17 protein-coding genes are annotated in these 20,650 nt (G+C 39.3%); 11 read left to right on the top strand and 6 right to left on the bottom strand.

Translation table 11 applies throughout. From position 1 onward, the window contains the following. Positions 1-68: 68 nt before the first annotated feature. Positions 69-314, bottom strand: a complete 246-nt coding sequence (locus tag IR083_RS15580) for a hypothetical protein (RefSeq protein ID WP_194225006.1) — start codon at positions 312-314, stop codon at positions 69-71. Between the two features lie 628 nt (positions 315-942). Here IR083_RS15580 and IR083_RS15575 point away from each other — a divergent pair. From IR083_RS15575 to mazG, 6 genes are all read left to right on the top strand, one after another. Next, on the top strand, positions 943-2,328 hold the full coding sequence (locus tag IR083_RS15575) for an Mfa1 family fimbria major subunit (RefSeq protein WP_006801337.1): 1,386 nt from the start codon (positions 943-945) through the stop codon (positions 2,326-2,328). Between the two features lie 84 nt (positions 2,329-2,412). After that, positions 2,413-3,345 carry a FimB/Mfa2 family fimbrial subunit gene (locus IR083_RS15570; protein ID WP_194225005.1) on the top strand — a complete coding sequence of 311 codons (933 nt, stop codon included), beginning with the start codon at positions 2,413-2,415 and terminating at the stop codon, positions 3,343-3,345. 20 nt (positions 3,346-3,365) lie between these two features. Then, positions 3,366-5,153 carry a FimB/Mfa2 family fimbrial subunit gene (locus tag IR083_RS15565; RefSeq protein ID WP_194225004.1) on the top strand — a complete coding sequence of 596 codons (1,788 nt, stop codon included), beginning with the start codon at positions 3,366-3,368 and terminating at the stop codon, positions 5,151-5,153. Between the two features lie 7 nt (positions 5,154-5,160). Next, complete coding sequence (locus IR083_RS15560; RefSeq protein ID WP_006801334.1) at positions 5,161-6,144, top strand: DUF4906 domain-containing protein; 984 nt, start codon at positions 5,161-5,163, stop codon at positions 6,142-6,144. A 273-nt stretch (positions 6,145-6,417) separates the two neighbouring features. After that, positions 6,418-8,454 (top strand): cytochrome c biogenesis protein CcdA, encoded by a 2,037-nt coding sequence (locus IR083_RS15555; RefSeq protein WP_410492884.1) that lies wholly within the window; start codon positions 6,418-6,420, stop codon positions 8,452-8,454. 147 nt (positions 8,455-8,601) lie between these two features. Continuing rightward, positions 8,602-9,384, top strand: a complete 783-nt coding sequence (gene mazG / locus IR083_RS15550; RefSeq protein ID WP_194225002.1) for a nucleoside triphosphate pyrophosphohydrolase — start codon at positions 8,602-8,604, stop codon at positions 9,382-9,384. 56 nt (positions 9,385-9,440) lie between these two features. On the opposite strand, the gene IR083_RS15545 is transcribed toward mazG, so the two are convergent. The 5 genes from IR083_RS15545 to spt form a co-directional block, all read right to left on the bottom strand. Continuing rightward, on the bottom strand, positions 9,441-10,022 hold the full coding sequence (locus IR083_RS15545) for a hypothetical protein (protein WP_194225001.1): 582 nt from the start codon (positions 10,020-10,022) through the stop codon (positions 9,441-9,443). 164 nt (positions 10,023-10,186) lie between these two features. Further along, the gene (locus IR083_RS15540; protein WP_194225000.1) at positions 10,187-10,687 is read right to left on the bottom strand and encodes a hypothetical protein; all 501 of its coding nucleotides are present in this window, start codon (positions 10,685-10,687) and stop codon (positions 10,187-10,189) included. Positions 10,688-10,702: 15 nt separating this feature from the next. Further along, entirely contained in the window at positions 10,703-12,178 is a 1,476-nt protein-coding gene (locus IR083_RS15535; RefSeq protein ID WP_194224999.1) for a hypothetical protein, read from the bottom strand. 481 nt (positions 12,179-12,659) lie between these two features. After that, positions 12,660-13,331: a gliding motility-associated C-terminal domain-containing protein gene (locus tag IR083_RS15530; RefSeq protein ID WP_006801328.1), complete on the bottom strand. Its 672-nt coding sequence runs from the start codon at positions 13,329-13,331 to the stop codon at positions 12,660-12,662. Between the two features lie 174 nt (positions 13,332-13,505). Then, positions 13,506-14,714, bottom strand: coding sequence for a serine palmitoyltransferase (gene spt, locus IR083_RS15525; protein ID WP_006801327.1), 1,209 nt, complete (start codon positions 14,712-14,714; stop codon positions 13,506-13,508). Positions 14,715-14,983: 269 nt separating this feature from the next. Here spt and IR083_RS15520 point away from each other — a divergent pair, with 269 nt between their 5' ends. The 5 genes from IR083_RS15520 (at position 14,984) to IR083_RS15500 (ending at position 20,633) form a co-directional block, all read left to right on the top strand. Further along, positions 14,984-15,868 carry a murein hydrolase activator EnvC family protein gene (locus IR083_RS15520; protein ID WP_006801326.1) on the top strand — a complete coding sequence of 295 codons (885 nt, stop codon included), beginning with the start codon at positions 14,984-14,986 and terminating at the stop codon, positions 15,866-15,868. Between the two features lie 8 nt (positions 15,869-15,876). Next, a complete protein-coding gene (locus tag IR083_RS15515; RefSeq protein WP_194224998.1) occupies positions 15,877-17,025 on the top strand; it encodes a 1-deoxy-D-xylulose-5-phosphate reductoisomerase in 1,149 nt (382 codons plus the stop codon). Positions 17,026-17,040: 15 nt separating this feature from the next. After that, the gene (gene rseP, locus IR083_RS15510) at positions 17,041-18,411 is read left to right on the top strand and encodes an RIP metalloprotease RseP (RefSeq protein ID WP_006801324.1); all 1,371 of its coding nucleotides are present in this window, start codon (positions 17,041-17,043) and stop codon (positions 18,409-18,411) included. A gap of 86 nt (positions 18,412-18,497) precedes the next feature. Further along, a complete protein-coding gene (locus IR083_RS15505) occupies positions 18,498-19,448 on the top strand; it encodes a methylenetetrahydrofolate reductase (protein WP_006801323.1) in 951 nt (316 codons plus the stop codon). A gap of 60 nt (positions 19,449-19,508) precedes the next feature. After that, positions 19,509-20,633 carry an ATP-binding protein gene (locus IR083_RS15500; RefSeq protein ID WP_194224997.1) on the top strand — a complete coding sequence of 375 codons (1,125 nt, stop codon included), beginning with the start codon at positions 19,509-19,511 and terminating at the stop codon, positions 20,631-20,633. Positions 20,634-20,650 lie beyond the last annotated feature (17 nt).

The raw sequence follows: 20,650 nt of genomic DNA, 5'->3' as shown, positions 1-20,650 counted from the left end.
CTTAAAATTGTTTTTCATATTACCAATTAAGCATAAAAAAAGCCGAAAACTAAATGTCGGCTCTGTATTTAAAGATCTATTCTTCTGGACTTTCTTCTCTTTATCATAATATATGCACCCACTCCAAGTATCAATATCAGATAATCACCACGCAAGTATCGCAGCGGTCCGCTATGTGCTTCTGTCTTTTTCTCTTCTGAGGGATATTTCACCCCCTTGAGAAGCCTCATGCTTTCCGTACCTGTTTGCGCATCAATATTTGATTGTATTCCCATTATTACAAACAGAAATATTATTAATAATAACCGTTTCATTTGTGTAGTCTCTTCTTCTATTAGTCTGTGTTATGTAAATCAGGCGCAAATGTAATAATTATTTACAGAATTCCGATATGTATGTCACTAAATATTATCACTACATAAAATTCAGACTTAATCAAATATAAGCAATCATCAGTTCATTTTTTAATAATAAGAATTTATATATCATAAAGTTACAATTTATATTCATCAGTTATACACAATAAGTGGCGAGTAGAACAGTATTCATCGGCTAACTGAGAAAATCTGTACTTGTTAAAATAATATATAAATCTGAAATTGTAAGCAACTATAAAAGTATTAGTATCACATTTTTAATGATTTATTCAAAACTTTTTAGAACCCAAGACGTTATAAGTAAAATAAGAGGACAACTGCATAAAGCAAAAATGAACCAGAGTATAAAAATGAATTAGAGAATAAAACTTAAAACTCCCATTTTAGAGTCAAATCATTAAAAACGTAGTAGCCTAATTTTTTTATTGCGAAATATATCTAAGGATCCAGATGATATATCTAGTAATGAAGGAAGCATTCCTATTTTCAAAAATGAACCCTCTCAATTTTATCAAACACAAATAGTTGGAAATAAAAGTCTTGTAATCAATCAATTAAAAGAATCATGGATTTTAAAAAGTATTTTTTAGCATCTTTCATAGCGCTCGGCTTTATCGCTTGTAGCAATAATGACAATGAAGATGCAGAAGGTGGTGAGCCCGAAGGCACTCCGACCTATGTCAGTTTATCAGTTTCTCTTCCCAAAGGCTCAACAAAGGCTTTACCGGGAGATTACAACCCCGATGGAGAGTATGTAGGAAATGATGGAATACAAACGCTTGACGTCTATATGATCGGAGCAGATAAGACTGTGGAAGCTAAACGATTTTCGGGTAAAGATCTGTCAGCCAGTGGCTCTCTCATTACTCCTAGTCAGCCATTCAGAACTACATCCGGTACTAAAATTGTTTACGTTGTACTAAACAGTCCTAATCCATTAGGTACAACCGCTCCCTTAGACAATGATCTTTTACCTATCGCAGGTCTGGCGCAGATAAAAACTGTCTCTGGGGTAAATTACGATGTTATCACGATGACCGGAAAGAGCTCTCCTACATTTATAGAACCGGACGTAACCGTACAGGAAGTAACCAGTGGAACCAATAGAATAAGTGTACAAGCAGAACGTGTTGCGTCTCGTGTTATCGTAACCAGCACAGCTTCAACCGACCTATTGGATGACGACGGGGTTAAAGTAGGAACAATCTCTAATATAACATACTCTGTAGCACAAGGCACTACCAAAGTTTACTTCTCGTTACAGTCAAATTATGTTACCTGGGGTACCACCTATGTGCCAGCATTGGGTACTTATACCACCGATGCTCCCCAGTATTATGATTATGCTGATTTAAAGACACCTACCACAGTTCCCGCAAGGCCTACTGCCGGCGATGGATATAAATCTTTGCCGGGTAAATTCTTATTTGAGAATACCCATACAGAAGGTGATGTGAAAACTTCTAATTACAAAAAGGGCAATACTGCATATGTATTAGTCAGGGCCAAGTTCACTCCTTTGGAATCTGCTATAGCTGATGGAGGTGTTCTTACCAACGGCACATTCTATGTAGGGGAAACCGATGGGAAAATATACTCAACAAAGGCTGCAGCGCAAGCTGCCGTTCAAAATCAGAAAGTAGCATTGTATGAAGGAGGTAAAATGCTTCAATATGCATGGCTTAATCCTGATAATATTGCAAAACCACTCAATTCGCCTGTGGTAAGAAATAACATTTATCATATAAATATTTCCGCTTTCAAAAAAATCGGTTATAACTGGAATCCTTTGGTTCCCGGTACAGACAATCCTGACCCTAAACCAGGTAACCCCGACGAACCGGAAACCCCTATTGATCCATTGGATCCATTATCTCCTGAACAAACATATATGACAGTTGATATATCTATTCTTAACTGGACTGTACACTCTTATGATATAGAATTATAATATAAGAGAACCCAAATATCCTTTGGGGACTAGCATGCCTCAAAGGATATAATTACAAATTTATACTGCTAATTGAAATAAAAAATGAATTTAAGTAGTAAACCAATTCTATTGATAAGTGTGATTATCCTATTATTTTTTTCGGGATGTATCAAAGATGATTACAAAGATTGTGTGCAAGGGATAAATGTAACCTTTTATTCTAAAACACCATGTGACATTGATGCCAACTATCCCGAACAAATAAAAAATATCACTATGGGTGTATTTGATAAGAATGGTATATTGGTTTCTTCTAAGCATGCAAATGATACAAAATTACAAAAAGATTTTCGTCAGACTATAGAAACTGAAAGTGGTCTTTATACAGTTATAGCATGGTCCGGACTTGAGACTGACCATTATGACATCTCAGCTCTTAAAATAGGATCGATAACTAAAAATGATCTTCTTTTCCGCTTAAAACGGGCTGCACAGCGTGCTTCCAGCATTGAAGGTACAAGAGTCTATTATGGAGAAAGCCCTGCGGTATATGTACCCCAAGCTGATAACTCGGAGTCTATTTTTGAAAATGCTGCTATCAATATGCGGGAAATTACCAATCGCATTACAATTTCAGTCGAAGGTCTCCTAAAAGCCGAAGAATATGAAATAGAAATAGAATCGGACAACGGGTCTATGAATATAGATGGAAGTATCGCTCCGGACGAAGTGATAGAACATTCTGCGGAACATACAATAAAAGATGGAGTTATGGAAGCCCGGTTTACGCTTCTTAAACTAGAAACAGGATATAACAACAATATTATAATAAAAAGCAAGCTCAGCGGAGCCGAACTATACAGAGGTAGCCTGCTCGGCACCCTGCTATTGAAGAATCCGGATGTAAATCTGGCTTGCGACCATGATTTTACAATCAGATTTACAACTAAAGATCAATGTAGTTGCGGAACATACACCATTATGGAAATATGGGTCAACAACTGGCTGGTACATAGTTATGAGACTGAGATGTAAACAAAAGAAATCAAGATTATATGAGACTGGTTAGTAACATAACAAAAAAAATAAAATACTTTACAATTTTCTTTTCCGTCCTAATTCTCGTTACAGGTTGTAGCAGTGATGATCAGGGAAAGGAGTCGGATAATGAAGACGAAGCTGTTATTTCACTCTCATTAAAAGCTACATCCTCTAGTATAAATGAAGATAAGGTAAATTGGGAGGACCGTGTAGATGAACTACGGATGGTTGTTTTCAATACATCTGATGGAAAGGTTGTTTTCAATCAAAAATTATATTTCCCGAATGGCTTTGCCAATAGTAGCAAAAGTGTTGTCATACGTCCCGGAAATTATGATTTTTACTTTATAGCAAATGAGTCTGTTTACTCCACCGATTTTGCTTCGGCATTCATGGCTATTGGAAATAAATCACAATTTTCTACAGATACCAGATTCCGCAATTTACAATATAATCCCGATTTTATCCCCAGTGAGACCGGTCGTAATGGACGCTTTGTCATGTCTGCTATATATAATAACATTTCGGTTACAAGTGGTGGTACAGAGAAAAATCCGGTTCCATTAGCTATCCCCACAGGAAAGGTAGAATTGATCAGGCCTCTGGCTAAAGTAGACGTTATCTTTAGAAAAAAAGTTGCTGGGAGCAGTATTCCTGCAAATACAATCACTTCTGTCCAATTGTCAAACGTGGCAGCAAGCCTGTCTGTTCCTCCGGTAGATAATTATTATAGCGGACAGAAGACGACATCAAAGCAGGCTGATATTTCCGGTCTCAATTATGGTAATGATAGTATCGGGGCCGTTACATTTTTCATACCTGAATTTCTCATTCAGGAAAACAGTACTGATTTTACAGAATTACATATAAATAATAAAGTTTTTCCGATAGAGACTGATGACGGAAAAACCGGAATTGCCCTGCAGAGACGTACTATTCCATCCATATCTTCGAATAGTGTAATACGCAATTATCATTATATAGTCAATGCTTACATCAATGCTCAGGGCGGCATCCAGATTAAAGCATATATCGAGCCTTGGAATAAAGATGAATACAGATATGTTTTTCAGGGAGATAAGACTATTGTTGTCCCCCCTGTAATACCTACCGACTCGAGTGTTATTATCATCCCTGTCTTGTGTGAAGGATCGAGTAAGATTGAGATACTGAACAAAGATGAAATTTTATCACAAGGATTACAAGGTGCATACGGCGATGTGGTTAACTATTGGGACCCTGTTGTACAAGGACCATCAATAACAAAAGGACAACCACCCTATTATTGCGAAAAGAAATATGGCCCCGGCTGGCGACTTATCAATTCTTGTGAGCTTATGTCTTTCCTGGCTTTATTCGATCAGGCATACAGGGTATGGCAATCCAATACATGGGAAGGGGTAGACAACAATTTGCCATTCTATCCTCTGCCTTTCAGACAGGAAGCCCAAGCATTCTTGCAAAAACTAACAGGTGTAGATCTGTCCGGCATAGTACTTTCTGATAACGAAAAAGATAATCTAGGCGATGCAAAACTAGATGTTATAGACCGTTTTTTCACGCCGGGCGATATTATAATCAGAGAATCTGACTATCCGGGGGGATGGCCTTATACAGCCCCTCCGAACAATAGTGGTTTAGCTTGGTTTTACTCTGAAGTAGTGGTTCAGGTTAAAGCATATTGGTATTCGGGCTATCTGGATCTCAGCATTCCCGGAAATAAAGAAAAAGTTCTTTATCAGCAGTTTGAGAGATATGACTTTAGTAGTACGGTATCACGTTGTGTAAGGGTTGTAGAATAAAATTGATATGCATAAAATATATTATTACATATTATCAGTAACGCTGTTGCTTTTATATTCAAGTTGCAGCGAAAATACAGAAGACTATCCGGAAAACAAGCCGAGGAGTGTATCAATAAAACTGGTACAGCAAACAGGGTTTAGTACCAAAGTAGTAGACGGGGATAATCTGCTAAGTGAACAAACTGTGAAAAATTTCAGTGTCTTTTTAACGGAGCCATCATCAAATGCGATTACATATAAGTATGTGTATTCGGGATTCTCATCTGTCGATGATTACAAATTGATAACTTTACCATTAGACCCGGCCACGGTGCTTAGGAAAGATATCTATATTGTCGCTAATTATAACAATGTGAGTACCCTCAATTCTGTTTCAACGCTTGATGATTTGAAAGCTCTGACAACTCCGGCTGTAAACAAGACAAACAACCTGATTCCTGAAAATGGGTTTTGCATGTATGGTTCTACTCTCGACTTCAATTTTAACGATGGGACTAACAGTCCGGCGATAGTTAACTTAATAAGGTCTTGTGCAAAAATAAGAATAAACGTCACTTTTCCGGAAAACCCGACTCTAAGTACAAATAATAGTTTTCTGATACAGAATGCAGCTAAATATACATATGTTATTGGCAGGACCAAAAATAATCTAGGAACCGCAGATTATTTTACGTATGCTGCCCCTATTGCTCTAGTAGATAACGGAGCCCATGTATATACGCAGACAACTTATATTTACGAAGCCGACAATGTACCTAAATTATATATTTACACCTATATGAACGGATCATCTACTATGCAGGAATTTTCTACTAACTTGCCAAGACCTGTCCGTAACCACTTATTTGATATATCTATCGAGATTTATTCGGGTGATGTACCATCCGGAACTAAGAGTACTAACGGAAATAATTTAGAAAATTCTGGTTATATATATAAAAGTATAATAAATGAATATGACGAGAAAGGCCGGAAAGTAGAATGTTAAATAATGATTTGAAGAGATAACGTAAGCTAATAATAAATTGTAATATTTCGAGAATCGCTCTAAACAAGTATATCAGTAGAGCGATTCTCTTGTTATTTATTGGTCTCAGGTTACTGACTATTCCACCATTATTATCGAGAAGATATATTCCTGCAACAACAATTTAAAGTATATTACCCAAATAATCTAAAAAAGAGATTGTCATTCTGTTATTATAATCTCTTTTTTTTAACTTTGTCATTCTTATAAATAATATAATAGCCATCGATATAGATGTTGTTTATGAAAAAAACATTATTATTTCTGATTTTATCAGTTATATCCACAATTGGAATATATGCCCAGGATCCAGCAACATGGACAGTAAAGCTAGTAGATAAAGGAAACGGAGAAGTAGAATTGACCGCAAATTTTAAGATAGACCCTACATGGCACCTTTATGATATCCATATCCCGGAAGGAGGACCTATGCCAACCAGTCTGGCTATAGATAACATCAAAGGCGCAACTAAAGTAGGTGAATTTAAAGCTGTCAATTCCAAATTGAAAAAGAGTTATGACGAAATATTCCAGATGGAAATCGGATATTACGAAACTCAGGCTACGTTCGTCCAACGCCTCAAAGTAACAGATAAAGTTGCATTCGTACTTGAAGGCGATCTCCGTTCGCAAGTATGCAGCGAAGTAGACGGACAATGTATTCCTATAAAAATAGACTTGAGCTTCAAGTCTAAAGATTTGCCCGCAACATTAGTTTCTGCAAGCGGAACATCTGCCGATAGCGCAGAGGAAGCTGTGTCGGTAGATACAGCAACGGCAGATACATTGAGCCAAGTTTCAACTACACCAACCAGCAGCAGCGACCTTTGGAAACCTGTAATAGAGGAAGTAAAAGCATATGGTGCCGCCGGAGACACTTCCGACCAATCCTTATTCTGGATATTCCTCGGAGGTTTTGGTGGTGGGCTTGTAGCCTTACTTACACCTTGTGTGTGGCCGATGATACCGATGACTGTCAGCTTTTTCCTGAAACGGAATAAAAAGAATAAAGGTAAAGCTATTAAGGATGCGATGACCTATGGCTTAGGTATCATTATTATATATGTTGCGTTAGGGCTGCTTATTACAGCTATATTCGGTGCCAGTGCCCTGAATGATCTCGCAACCAGCGCTATTTTCAATCTCATATTCTTTGCCCTGCTAGTTGTTTTCGCCATATCATTCTTCGGAGCATTCGAACTGGTTTTACCTTCTTCATGGACAAATAAGATGGATCAGAAAGCCGATTCTACCACAGGTATTATCAGTATCTTTTTCATGGCATTTACACTGGCTCTGGTTTCATTCTCCTGTACCGGGCCTATTATCGGGACATTGCTGGTACAAGCTGCCGGCTCAGGCTCGATTGTTGCCCCTGCAATCGGGATGTCTGGCTTTGCATTGGCTCTGGCTATACCATTTTCATTATTCGCCATATTCCCGTCATGGCTCGAAAGTATGCCTAAATCGGGAGGCTGGCTCAATTCGGTAAAGGTTGTACTAGGATTCCTGGAGTTGGCTTTAGCCTTGAAATTCTTCTCTGTAGCCGACCTGGCTTACGGGTGGGGAATTCTCGACCGCGAAGTATTCCTTGTATTGTGGATTGCTATTTTTGCATTGCTTGGTATTTATCTGTTGGGCAAGCTTAAATTACCGCACGATAGCGACCTGAAGCATGTATCTGTTCCACGCCTATTTTTAGCTATCATCTCATTTGCATTTGCTATCTATATGATACCGGGATTGTGGGGGGCACCATTGAAATCAATAAGTGCTTTCTCTCCCCCGTTATTCACTCAGGATTTCAACCTGTATAAGGGAGAGGTGCATGCCAAGTTTGACGACTATGAAGCAGGCATGGATTATGCGCGCAAAAACAACAAACCTGTGATGATAGACTTTTCCGGTTATGGGTGTGTAAACTGTCGCAAGATGGAGGCTTCGGTATGGACAGATGCCCGTGTGAAAGATCTTCTCGAAAAAGACTATGTGCTGATAACACTCATGGTAGACGACAAGAAGAAATTACCGGAGGTTATAGAAGTGGAAGAGAACGGCAAAACGACTAAGCTAAAAACAATCGGAGATAAATGGAGTTACCTGCAACGGCATAAGTTCGGTACTAACTCTCAACCGTACTATGTATTGCTCGATCATGCAGGAAAACCGATAGGTCCTTCATATGCATACAATGAAGATATACCAGAGTATATTAAGTTCCTGAATACAGGGCTGGATAACTTTAAGAAAATAAAAGAAGAAGCAAAATAAAGAAGAGAAAGCAGGTTTGAAAGAATCTGCTTTTTCGCTAAATAAGTAAAAGAAAGTATTTAATAATATACTTTTAGTCTATAACAGTCTTTGGGTGTTATACTTACCAAAGTAATAAAAAGGTCTGAGACCTTAATATAATCGACGATGCATACAAAAGAACAAAAGCTGGAAGCATTCGGCAGGCTTCTCGACATTATGGACGAATTGCGGGTAAAATGCCCCTGGGATGCCAAACAGACAAATGAAAGCCTGCGGACAAACACAATCGAGGAAGTATATGAACTTTGTGAGGCCATCATTAAAAATAATGATAACGAGATAAAAAAGGAGCTGGGAGATGTGCTTCTTCATGTCGTATTCTATGCAAAAATAGGAGAAGAAAAAGAGACATACGACATAGCCGATGTATGCAATGCCCTATGCGACAAACTTATATTCCGCCATCCCCATGTATTTGGAGATGATGCTGCTAAAACAGCTGGTGAGGTAGAGAAATCGTGGGAGCAACTCAAACTGAAAGAAAAAGGCGGGAACAAAACCATCCTCGAAGGTGTACCTGCATCCTTGCCTTCAATAGCTAAAGCCCACCGCATACAGGACAAAGCTCGTAATGCCGGATTTGACTGGAAAAAGAAAGAAGACGTATGGGAGAAGGTCTCGGAAGAGCTTACCGAACTGAAAGACGAAATCTCGAATATGGACGCTGATAAGACAGAAGCTGAGTTCGGTGACATGTTTTTCAGCCTGATTAATGCCGCGCGCCTGTATAAAGTCAATCCTGATAACGCATTGGAGCGTACCAATCAAAAGTTTATCCGTCGGTTCAACTATATCGAACAAGAGGCAAAAAGGCAGGGCAAAATCCTAAAAGATATGACTCTGTCAGAGATGGATGCACTATGGGAAGAAGCTAAGAAAGCTGAATAAATAAAACGAGACTGTAGATATTACAGTCCCGTTTTCACCAAACCAATCTTTATTACCTATCTTCTGTTGTTTCCATTTTGTTGGGAAGTCCGTTCGGGACTTCTCTGGCTATTATTATCCTGCGTTTTATTATTACCATTATTATTGCTTCTGCTATCAGTCCTGTTACTGCCTGTATTGCCTGATCTGCTATCTGAACGATTGGTATTTACCCAGCTATTGGTATTATTCTTGCTGGTATTATACTTGGCATTGTTGCTATAACGGATAGGCTCCTGTGTTTTATCTCCTTTGTACTGCGAGTAATTCTTCTTATGGGTTTTGTTCTGCAACCATGGCTGCTTATCATTTACTACAACCTTATACATGCTATACAGATCATATTTGCGGTATTTGTCCGGCAGGTATTGGGCTGAGATCCATTTACTTCCCGTCAGGTAATAGAACAGTGCATTCGTAATATCATAGTAAACATTGATGTCGGGCATATAGTAATATCCGGCATAATCATATCCTGTAGGCCCCCAGGCCGGCTGCTTATCTACATTGATATTTACATTAATATTTACCTGGGCAGATAAAGGGTTGAATACCCCTACTGCGAATAGTATGCTTATTGCGATTATCAGCTTTTTCATAATGTTCATGTTTTAGTTGTTTACATTCCAAAAGTATGAACTGATTACATATGTTACAATAATAATCGACAAAGAGGACTATCTAATCGACAGAATGTTAAAAATACGCCGGACAAGTATATCTAATATTCTGGCTAAAGAAGACACTTTTTCTAATGAGGATATCAATACATATATAATCCTTCGATATCAGTACCGCCAAGCGATAGGGAGATCAGCCTCTTCTGCTCTTCTGTAACGCCCCAGATGCGTAGTTCGATAGGGATACTTAACAATATAGTATCTTCAAACTTCAGAAGAATGGTGTCGCCAAACGAGTTCATCTTGAACTTTCTGACCACATGAGGCTTCCGATTTAAATGTTTACGGGTCAATATTTTAGGCGATGCTGTCAAATAGCTAATCCAAAAAGACTGGCGAGCCATGATGTACAAAGCATCTTTTGTCAGATATAGATCTGTAATGGCAGTCCCTCCTCTATTATGATTATATTGCCTGCTTTTAAGCCCCCTCAACTCAAGAAGTATATTGTCTTTAATTTCGGTCAGGTACAAATTTTCCTTGTCATCATACGATTTCTCCCTTTTCCTATTAAGTATGACAAATACAATAATGAATGCAGCCCAGAAAGAGAACAAGAAGATTATAGTAATAAACACCATCATATAGGCATTATTTTTTCAAAAGCAAACTGCCACGCCCAGATTCACTGCGCTATTCCCATAATTCGCCCTTACCTTATTGCCGATGGAATACGGTGTATAATGATATTCGAGATAAAGTCCTACTTTTTTATACCGTATATTCACACCGCCGAAAACATCTAATGTTTCAAAGCTATGCCATTTGCTTTCCCCGTCATCGTAATACTCTTTTTCCAGGTCGGTCTGAACTGAAATCACCCCGGCACCGGCATAGGTAGTCCAGTAAACATTCTTAGCGGCTTCCTGCTGATAACGGAATCGAGCATTTACATTTACTAACAGATCGGCTTTTGTAGCATAGGGGTCTTTCCGGTAATAAAAATCGAAAAACTCACGACTAACAGGAAAAGCTACCTGAAAACCGATATCCACTGCCATTACTTTCTTTATGGGATAGCCTACATAGACACCAATGGATGGCGCTGCTTTATATGCATTTTTCAAACTACCTATAGGAAACCAGCTTCCGGCTCGGATCTCGACAAGGTTTACAAGATACTCTTTCTCTTCAGGCTCTTGTCTCTGATTTTCCTCAAACTGAGGTATATCGAACTGGTTGTATGCCGACTCGGGTAATACCGGAATGCTCATCACTTCCTGCAAGAGGGGAGCCAGCTCATAATCATTCCTGTTGTATCTGTAATTACTCAATACACAACTTAGGTATTTACCTCTCACCTCCTGAACTATATAGTAAACAATCAGCGGGTCTGTTCTTCGTCCAAATCCTGACTTTTGTTTATAAACCACACGGTGAGCAAGAGACGGTAGTCCCTCGAAGACAACTTCTATATCATCCTCGGCCAGTATACTTACATTCTCATTTATGTTGGCATCTATACGTGTATTGATATCCAGATTTGCGCTTTCGAATGATGGAAACTCCGACCAGCTCATCTGTCCGCCTTTACAATTTACATTATGCGGGCTCATCCAGTTACATGCCGAACCCAGATTTATTTCCCTACCGGCAAATGAGATAGAATTAGCTGTCTGTTCATCCGAGATATAGTATATAAGTCCGTTCTCGAGAAATACCCTGATAACTTCCTCTTCTAATACGATATCACGCTGATTGAGTGTATTAAAGGAGATTACATCGACCTCTTTATCTGATTTTTCGAATATATAACATACCTGACTTAGCTTTACCTTTGGTCGGTCTTTAATCTTCGATTCAGATTCTATTATCTTATTTGCTCTCAGAATCCCGGGTTCGGAATACTCGGCCAGAATCGTTTCCAGATTATACTTCTTCTTAATAGCATTAAGTGTCTTATCATTATCTATTTGACCTTTAATAGTGGAAATTGAAATTTCATACCCGCTCAATTCCAACATTACTTCACCTTTCTCATTCCTTAATCCCTGCATGCCAGTAAGATCATACGTCTGAGAAAATAATGATATAGAGAACAGAATAAAAAAGCCGAACGACAAGATGTGTTTCATATTTATAGTTACTGGTTATACGTCAAATATAGGTTTTTTTATTAAAACTAAGTAATCTCTCTTTTATTGTCAGGGCAAATCCTTCAAATCATTTATCTCTATCAAAAGTTTGTAGAGACGTATTGCATACGTCCGGTTGTCTTATTTTGTTATACGCGGGCAAAATATATCTTTACATAAGCCTGAAAAGCAGTTTCTATTTTTTTTATTCAGTGCGACATATATTTCGTAAGAGGCGGTAAATGAAGATAATATCTTTATGCCTGAAATTATCTTCCATAAAAACCTGACAAACTTGACACTTTTTGCACTATTTTTTATTCTGTCAATTTACCTTCGTCGATTGATAATTCTATTCGACTTTCACTTTTCCGCTTCCGGCTCTTTGCTTTCGTCGATGAGCCTCGATTAAAAGCCGTCGTAAATAACTATAGATAAAATTATAATGATAAGATAACAGATCAGAGGTGTAAAAAATATTTTAACGGGAACGCAGAATATTTATATCCCCGCCCCTTTTATATCTGATTCCATCAGAACCCAGAGCGTCTATTACATAGTAATAAACTCCGGTATTCACATATTTTCCTTTATATGTCCCGTCCCACCCTTTAGCCGGGTCGGCAAATTCAAAAAGTTTTTGCCCCCAACGGTTGAAAATGGTACATTTAAATTTCACGATAGACCTGTATGCAACCCGGAATTCATCATTTGCCCCCGGAGAGTCTCCCGGAGAGAAATAATTAGGTACTTCAAGCTTTGACTCAGAAATAGTAAATGAGAATGTATCTTCAGACGTATTGGAATCATTGTCTGCAACTTCCAGTTTCATAACATATTCTCCGAATTCTTCGAAGGTATATCTGGTTATATCCTTATCCGAATAGCGTGCGATAGGATTCTCCATATCTCCCTTCTTGTATAGAAACCATGTATAATAAACAGCCTCACTGCCTCCCGATCCATAAAAGCTGAATGTTGCCGGAGCTGAAAATATTTTATTTTTCATCTCCTCTTCGGTTATAGTTTCATTTGTCGCATTCCGCCTTTCCACTTCATAGTCTATATGCGCTTCAAGTTTTCCTTCCGTATCCTGAGCTGCCAGACGCAGTGATACGGCGACTATAAACAATAATAGAGTTATTTTTTTCATAAGCAACTGCTTTGGTCAAGAAAGTATTAAAAGCAACATTATTCCTTCGTAACCGGCTATTGATATTGCAGATACAAAGATAATAAGCTTGCGGCCTTAAACAATAAACCCTCTATCTTTTAACGGACAGAGGGTTATCTTATTTTGTAATACAGTTATATAAGGTCGCTCTGCCTATCGGGCATTAGCTTCCAGAGATATTCCTGCTTTTTTGAATACTCTTTCTATTTTCTCAAACGCTATATCAACCTGTTCTTTGGTGTGTGTAGCCATCAGAGAGAAACGAATCAATGTATCTGCCGGAGCAACAGCCGGAGACACTACCGGATTAACAAATATGCCTTCTTCGAAAAGCCATTTTGTTATCATAAATGTTTTTTCATTATCGCGGATAAATAGCGGTATAATAGGAGTAGCGGTATGTCCTATTTCAAAACCACGGCTACGGAAACCATCTAATGCATAATGAGTAATATCCCACAAATGCTTAATACGCTCAGGTTCCGAAATAATGATATCTAATGCTGCACTGGCTGCCGCTGTAGCTGCAGGTGTAGCGCTGGCTGTAAATATATAAGCGCGGGAATTGTGTCGCAGATAGTCGAGAATAGTTTCGCTTCCGGCGATAAATCCGCCAAGCGAAGCTAAAGATTTACTGAATGTTCCCATTATAAGTTCCACATCGTCAACTAAACCTGTTTGTTCCACAAGCCCTTTTCCACTGTAATCTTTACCGAGAACCCCTAAGCTATGAGCCTCGTCTACCATTACACTGGCGTTATATTGTTTGGCGAGTTTCACTATTTCAGGAAGGTTTGCTATATCGCCCTCCATACTGAATACCCCGTCAACCACAATAAGTTTCACCTTGTCAGGTTCACATCTTTGCAGCTGTTTTTCGAGAGATTCCATATCATTGTGACGGAATTTCAACTTTGTAGAATAAGAAACCCTTGCTCCTTCAATAATGGAAGCATGGTCCAGCTCATCCCACAATATGTAATCTTCACGTCCTGTAATACAAGATATTACACCTTGATTCACATTGAAGCCTGTCGAATAAACGATAGCATCTTCTTTGCCTACAAATTTTGCAAGCTTTTTTTCCAGTTCGATATGGATATCAAGAGTACCATTCAGGAAACGGGAACCGGCCATCCCTGTCCCATACTTACGGGTAGCTTCTATGGCTGCTTCTTTTACTTTCGGGTGATTGGTTAATCCCAGATAGGCATTTGATCCGAACATTAACACCTTTTTCCCATTTATAACGACTTCGGTGTCCTGATCGCTCTGGATTTGTCTAAAATAAGGGTAAATTCCTGCAGCCCGTGTATTTCTGGCCGCGTCGTACCGATATAACTTATCAGTTAATAAACTCATACTCAACTTACAACAAATGTAGATTATTATAACTGCATCTTAGGAACAATTTAATATTCCGAGATTTACAGGCTGCAAAAATAGCTAAAAAAAATAAGAATGTGTCCCTTTTGGAATAAATATTTAAAAAAAGGATATTTTAATACAATCTTCTGCCTCTTCTTCCCGTAATATATCGCTTTTTTCTTAAATTTGCAGATTAGTGGCTACATATGTCAAATAATTAGAATTTGAAAGCCTTTTGATGCTTAGAAAAGCCATGGCACCGAATGATAAAGAAGAAAAAAAACAAACATAATCTATGGAAGCGGTTGCACTTCAAATACCGCCTTTCCGTAATGAATGAAAATACACTTGAGGAGATATGGAAGATTAAAGCTTCTATATTCTCAGGTGCTGTCTTGGTTCTTGTATTCGCTTTTTTTCTCATTGCAATCACATCCGCTATCATCATAGCAACACCGATCCGCTACTACCTGCCGGGTTATCTCGATGCCGAAGTAAGGGAAAAAGCAATCCGGTCGGCAATTAAGACAGACTCTCTCGAACAGCAATTGAAATATCAGGAGGCTTATATAAGTAACCTCCGCAGTATTTTTGACGGCACCCGTCAGATCGATTCGGTAAAGATTCTCGATACGATATCTGTATCCGAAAACGACCCCTTACTCAAGAAAACAGATCTGGAGAAAGAATATACCAAACGATATGAAGACGAAGAACGGTACAATCTCTCTGTATTATCATCCAGTACCACCAATCCAATGGAAGGTGTTGTATTCTTCAGACCCGCCAGAGGAATTATAACGAGCAAATTCGATCCTTCCGGCGGACACTTCGGAGTCGCAATTAAAACCTCACCTAAAGAGACCATACTGGCGACACTGGAGGGTGTGGTCATATTTGCCGGATATGATCTGAAGACAGGACATACAATACAAATCCAGCATAAAAACGGATTTATTTCAGTATATAGGTACAATACCCTGCTACTAAAGAAAACAGGAGATAAGGTGCGTACAGGAGAGGCTATAGCTGTAATAGAGACCAAAGTAGATGACGAAAAAGCAGAAAGTACAACAACTTCAATACTCGAATTTGAACTTTGGTATAGAGGCAATGCCGTAAATCCTGAAAACTATATATCTTTCTAAAACCACATATGAAAAGGAATATTGCAATACTAGGCTCTACAGGATCAGTTGGAACACAAGCGCTCGATATAGTCAGAGAAAATCCTGACCATTTTGAAATATATGCACTGACAGCCAACGAAAATATAGATTTACTTATCAGACAGGCAGAGGAATTCTCTCCTGAGGTAGTGGTTATTGCCAACGAGAATAAATATACCCGACTCAAAGAAGCCTTACAGCATTTACCTGTCAAAGTATGGGCCGGAAGTGAATCAATAGCACAGGTAGTACAAAGTGAACCTATCGACATGGTACTTACTGCCATGGTCGGTTATTCGGGATTGAAACCTACTATAAATGCCATAAAAGCGGGAAAAGTAATTGCTTTGGCAAACAAAGAGACACTGGTTGTTGCAGGTGAACTGATTACAAGTCTGGCCATTGATCATAAAGTACCGATATTGCCTGTAGATTCGGAGCACTCCGCCATATTCCAATGTCTCAATGGCGAACGTTCTCCTATCGAAAAGATTATCCTTACGGCGTCCGGCGGTCCGTTCAGGAATCATTCTGCAGAACAACTGGCAAAAGTAACCAAAGCCGAAGCTCTGAAACATCCGAACTGGGACATGGGAGCAAAAGTTACGATAGACTCGGCATCCCTGATGAATAAAGGACTGGAAATGATAGAAGCCAAATGGCTGTTTGATGTCACCCCCGACCAGATTGAGGTCGTTGTGCATCCGCAATCCATCATACATTCGATGGTACAATTCGAGGATTCGTCCATCATCGCACAATTGGGACTACCCGATATGCATCTGCCTATACAATATGCGTTGGCTTACCCCAACAGGTTAAAATCGAATTTCGAACGTCTCGATTTCTTCAAACTGAAAACAATGACATTCGAAAAACCCGATATGGAGCGATTCCGCAATCTGGCATTTGCATTCGAGGCCGCGCGGGTAAAAGGAAATATGGCCTGCATCATGAATGCGGCAAACGAAATAGCGGTAGCTGCTTTCCTGAAAGACAAAGTCGGATTTCTGGAAATGAGCGAGGTCATAGAAAAAACAATGCACAAAACAAGTTTTATTCAGGCTCCGTCGTATGAAGATTACGTGCAGACCGATACGGAAGCCCGTTACATAGCAAAAGAATTTATCAAATAACACTCTGATTTTTTAATGGAAACAATTTTAATTAAAGCGTTACAATTAATCCTAAGTTTATCGATACTGGTTATTATACATGAGTTCGGGCATTTCTTATTCGCCCGCCTCTTCAAGATAAGAGTTGAGAAGTTCTACTTATTCTTCAATCCGTGGTTCTCCCTGTTCAAATATAAGCCAAAGAACAGCGATACAGAATACGGAATAGGCTGGTTGCCATTAGGCGGCTATGTGAAAATATCGGGAATGATAGACGAATCGATGGACAAGGAGCAAATGGCTCTTCCTCCCCAGCCATGGGAGTTCCGCTCCAAACCGGCATGGCAACGTCTGCTTGTGATGGTAGGCGGTGTTTTGTTCAATTTCATACTGGCTATCATCATCTTCTCTATGATGCTGTTCGTATGGGGTGATGAATACCTGCCTCTGAAGAATGTAAAAGATGGGATGGTTTTCTCCGAAACAGTAAAAAGAAACGGAGGATTTCAGGATAAAGATATACTGGTGAGCGCCGACGGCAAAGACCTTGTTCTGGGACGCGGGGTTCTGGATATGAATACATTCATGCATTTCATCGATGCCAAGACCGTAACCATCGTACGCAATGGCAAACAAATGGAGTTGACTCTCCCCGAAAGCTTTGCTGACAGTGTAATTGCATCGAAACAAGTGGCTTATGAATATTGGTCTGCACCTGTTGTGGATAGCGTAAGCGAAAACTCCGAGGCTAAAAGAATCGGCCTGATACGCGGAGATAGCATAACCGCTCTTGATTCACAGCCGATTACCTCTCAGTTGGGTATCCAAAAATATGTAACTAGGATAAGTAATAAACTGGGGGATAATGAAAAGCATACGCTGGCTATCACTTTTTACAGAAACGGTGAAGTACAGACAGTTTCAGCTGCGATAGACACATCCGGCGTTATCGGTTTCACATCTTCGACAAAGATGTCCGATATTTTCTCGAAAAAGAATATGCAGACCGACCACTACGGCTTTTTCGAATCATTTCCGGCGGGAATCAACAATGGTGTAGCAACACTTAAGGGCTATGTAGCACAGATACGTTTCGTATTCTCCAAAGAAGGAGTGAAAAACCTGAGTGGGTTTGCCGGTATCGGCAATATGTTCCCGGCTCAATGGAACTGGTACGCATTCTGGTCTATGACTGCATTCCTGTCCATCGTACTTGCCTTTATGAATATACTCCCTATTCCGGCGCTGGACGGAGGACACATTATGTTCCTTTTATACGAAGCCATAACCAAGCGGCAACCGAATGAGAAATTTATGGAATATGCACAGGTAGGCGGTATGCTGTTTTTACTCCTCCTGCTGCTAGTGGCCAATGGAAATGACATAATGAGAATCTTCTTTAAATAGGAGGAAATACCGAATCAGGTAATATAACAATAAGCAAATGGATTTAAGGATACCATATTTATTAGTAAAAAAAAAGATATTAAGATATGACCGTAAGTGAATTAATAAACAAAAATGACAAAACCGCTTTTTCTTTCGAAATACTTCCTCCGTTAAAAGGAAATAATATCGAAAAAGTGTATAATATCATTGATAAACTGATTGAATTCGATCCTCAATATATTAATATAACGACACATCATAGCGAATATCTCGATCAGGAAATGCCTGACGGGTCGGTAAAGAGGGTTAACATCCGTAAACGTCCCGGCTCGGTAGCGATTGCCGCATCTATCCAGCACAAATATAATGTGGCGGCTGTCCCGCACATGATATGCAAAGGATTCTCTCAGGAGGAAACCGAATATGCATTGATAGACCTGAACTTTCTGCATGTACATAATCTTCTGTTATTAAGAGGCGATACCAAACGCCTTGCTCCGGAGCAGATATATCCGAACAGGAACGAATACGCTACCGATCTGCAAGTTCAGGTGAATAAGTTCAACGAAGGCATTGCAGCCGACGGTACCACTTTTGAAAAAAATGCCACCCCGTTCGCTTATGGTATGGCATGCTATCCCGAAATACATGAAGACGCTCCCAATATGGAATCGGACATACATTACATGAAACAGAAGGCCGACAATGGCGCCGAATATTTTGTTACCCAGATGTTTTTCGACAATGAAAAATATTTCTCATTTGTAGATAAATGCCGTAAGGCAGGAATCACTCAGCCGATTATTCCGGGAGTAAAGCCAATTGTACTGATGAGCCAACTGGAAGTGCTTCCACGGATATTCCGTTCAAGCATTCCGGAAGAACTGGCGATTGAACTTCGCAAGTGTAAAACAGATGACGAATCTAAGGAAGTAGGTGTGGAATGGGGCATAAAGCAATGCAAGGAACTGATTGCACACGGAGTGCCAAGCCTGCACTTTTATTCATTGTTGGCGACCGAAAGCGTTCGGAGAATAGCTAAAGAGATATATTAGATATTGGATTACTATTAAAAAAGTAATTCTTAACTTTATAACTTATAATTAGAAAGAAATTTGTTTTTTAAAGATATAATAGGGCAAAACGAAGTAAAAGAGCGGCTGATAAGTTCGGCAGGAAAGGGAATTATCCCTCATGCACAGCTTTTTTGCGGACAGGAAGGAGTTGGAAAATTCCCTCTGGCACTTGCTTATGCCCAATATCTGAATTGTGAGAATCCATCGGAAACAGATTCGTGTGGTAAATGCCCGTCATGTGTAAAATATAACCATCTGGCGCACCCTGATTTACACTTTGTTTTCCCTATTATAAAAAAGGCGGCGAAGAAAAAAGAGGTTTGCGACGATTATATTACCGAATGGCGCGAATTTATCAAACAGAGCAGCTATTTCAATCTCAGCCAGTGGCTCGATCATATCGATGCAGAAAATTCTCAGGGGCTGATCTATGCCAAAGAAAGTGAAGAAATTATCCGCAAGCTGAGTTTAAGGATATATGAGGCCAAATACAAAGTAATGATTATCTGGCTTCCCGAAAAGATGCACGAATCGTGCGCCAACAAACTGCTGAAAATAATAGAGGAACCGACAGACAATACGATATTCCTATTGGTTTCTGATATTCCGGATAATATTATCACCACCATACAATCGCGTTGCCAGCGTGTCAACATACATGGTGTAAAAGAGACGGATATAACCGAGGCTTTGGAATCTGCCTATAATATCAGTCCCGAAGATGCTGCAAACGTGGCTCATCTGGCAAACGGAAACTACCTGAAGGCTATAGAAACAATCAGTCTGAACGAGGAGCATAAATTCTTTTTCAATCTCTTCATCCAGATGATGCGAGCTTCGTATGCCCGCAATATAAAAGAAATAAAAGCAATCGGTAATGAAATAGCCGGAGTAGGACGCGAAAACCAGAAAGGTTTCCTGAAATACTGCCAGCGAATGATCCGTGAGTATTTTGTCAGCAACATGAGTCAGCCTGAAATGATATATCTGGCTCAGGACGAAGCAAACTTTGGAACCCGCTTCGCCCCATTCATCAACGAACGTAACATAATAGGATTTATGAACGAACTGGCCTTAGCAGAAAGGCATATAGAGCAAAATGTAAATGCAAAGATGGTATTTTTCGATCTTTGCCTGAAAATAACCATACTTATAAAACAATAAATATAGACCCACAAAGC

Source organism: Dysgonomonas sp. GY75, assembly GCF_015234155.1.
In the GTDB taxonomy this organism is placed as follows: domain Bacteria; phylum Bacteroidota; class Bacteroidia; order Bacteroidales; family Dysgonomonadaceae; genus Dysgonomonas; species Dysgonomonas gadei.
The sequence above is the reverse complement of the archived record's forward strand: the minus strand, read 5'-3'. Positions and strand labels throughout refer to the sequence as shown.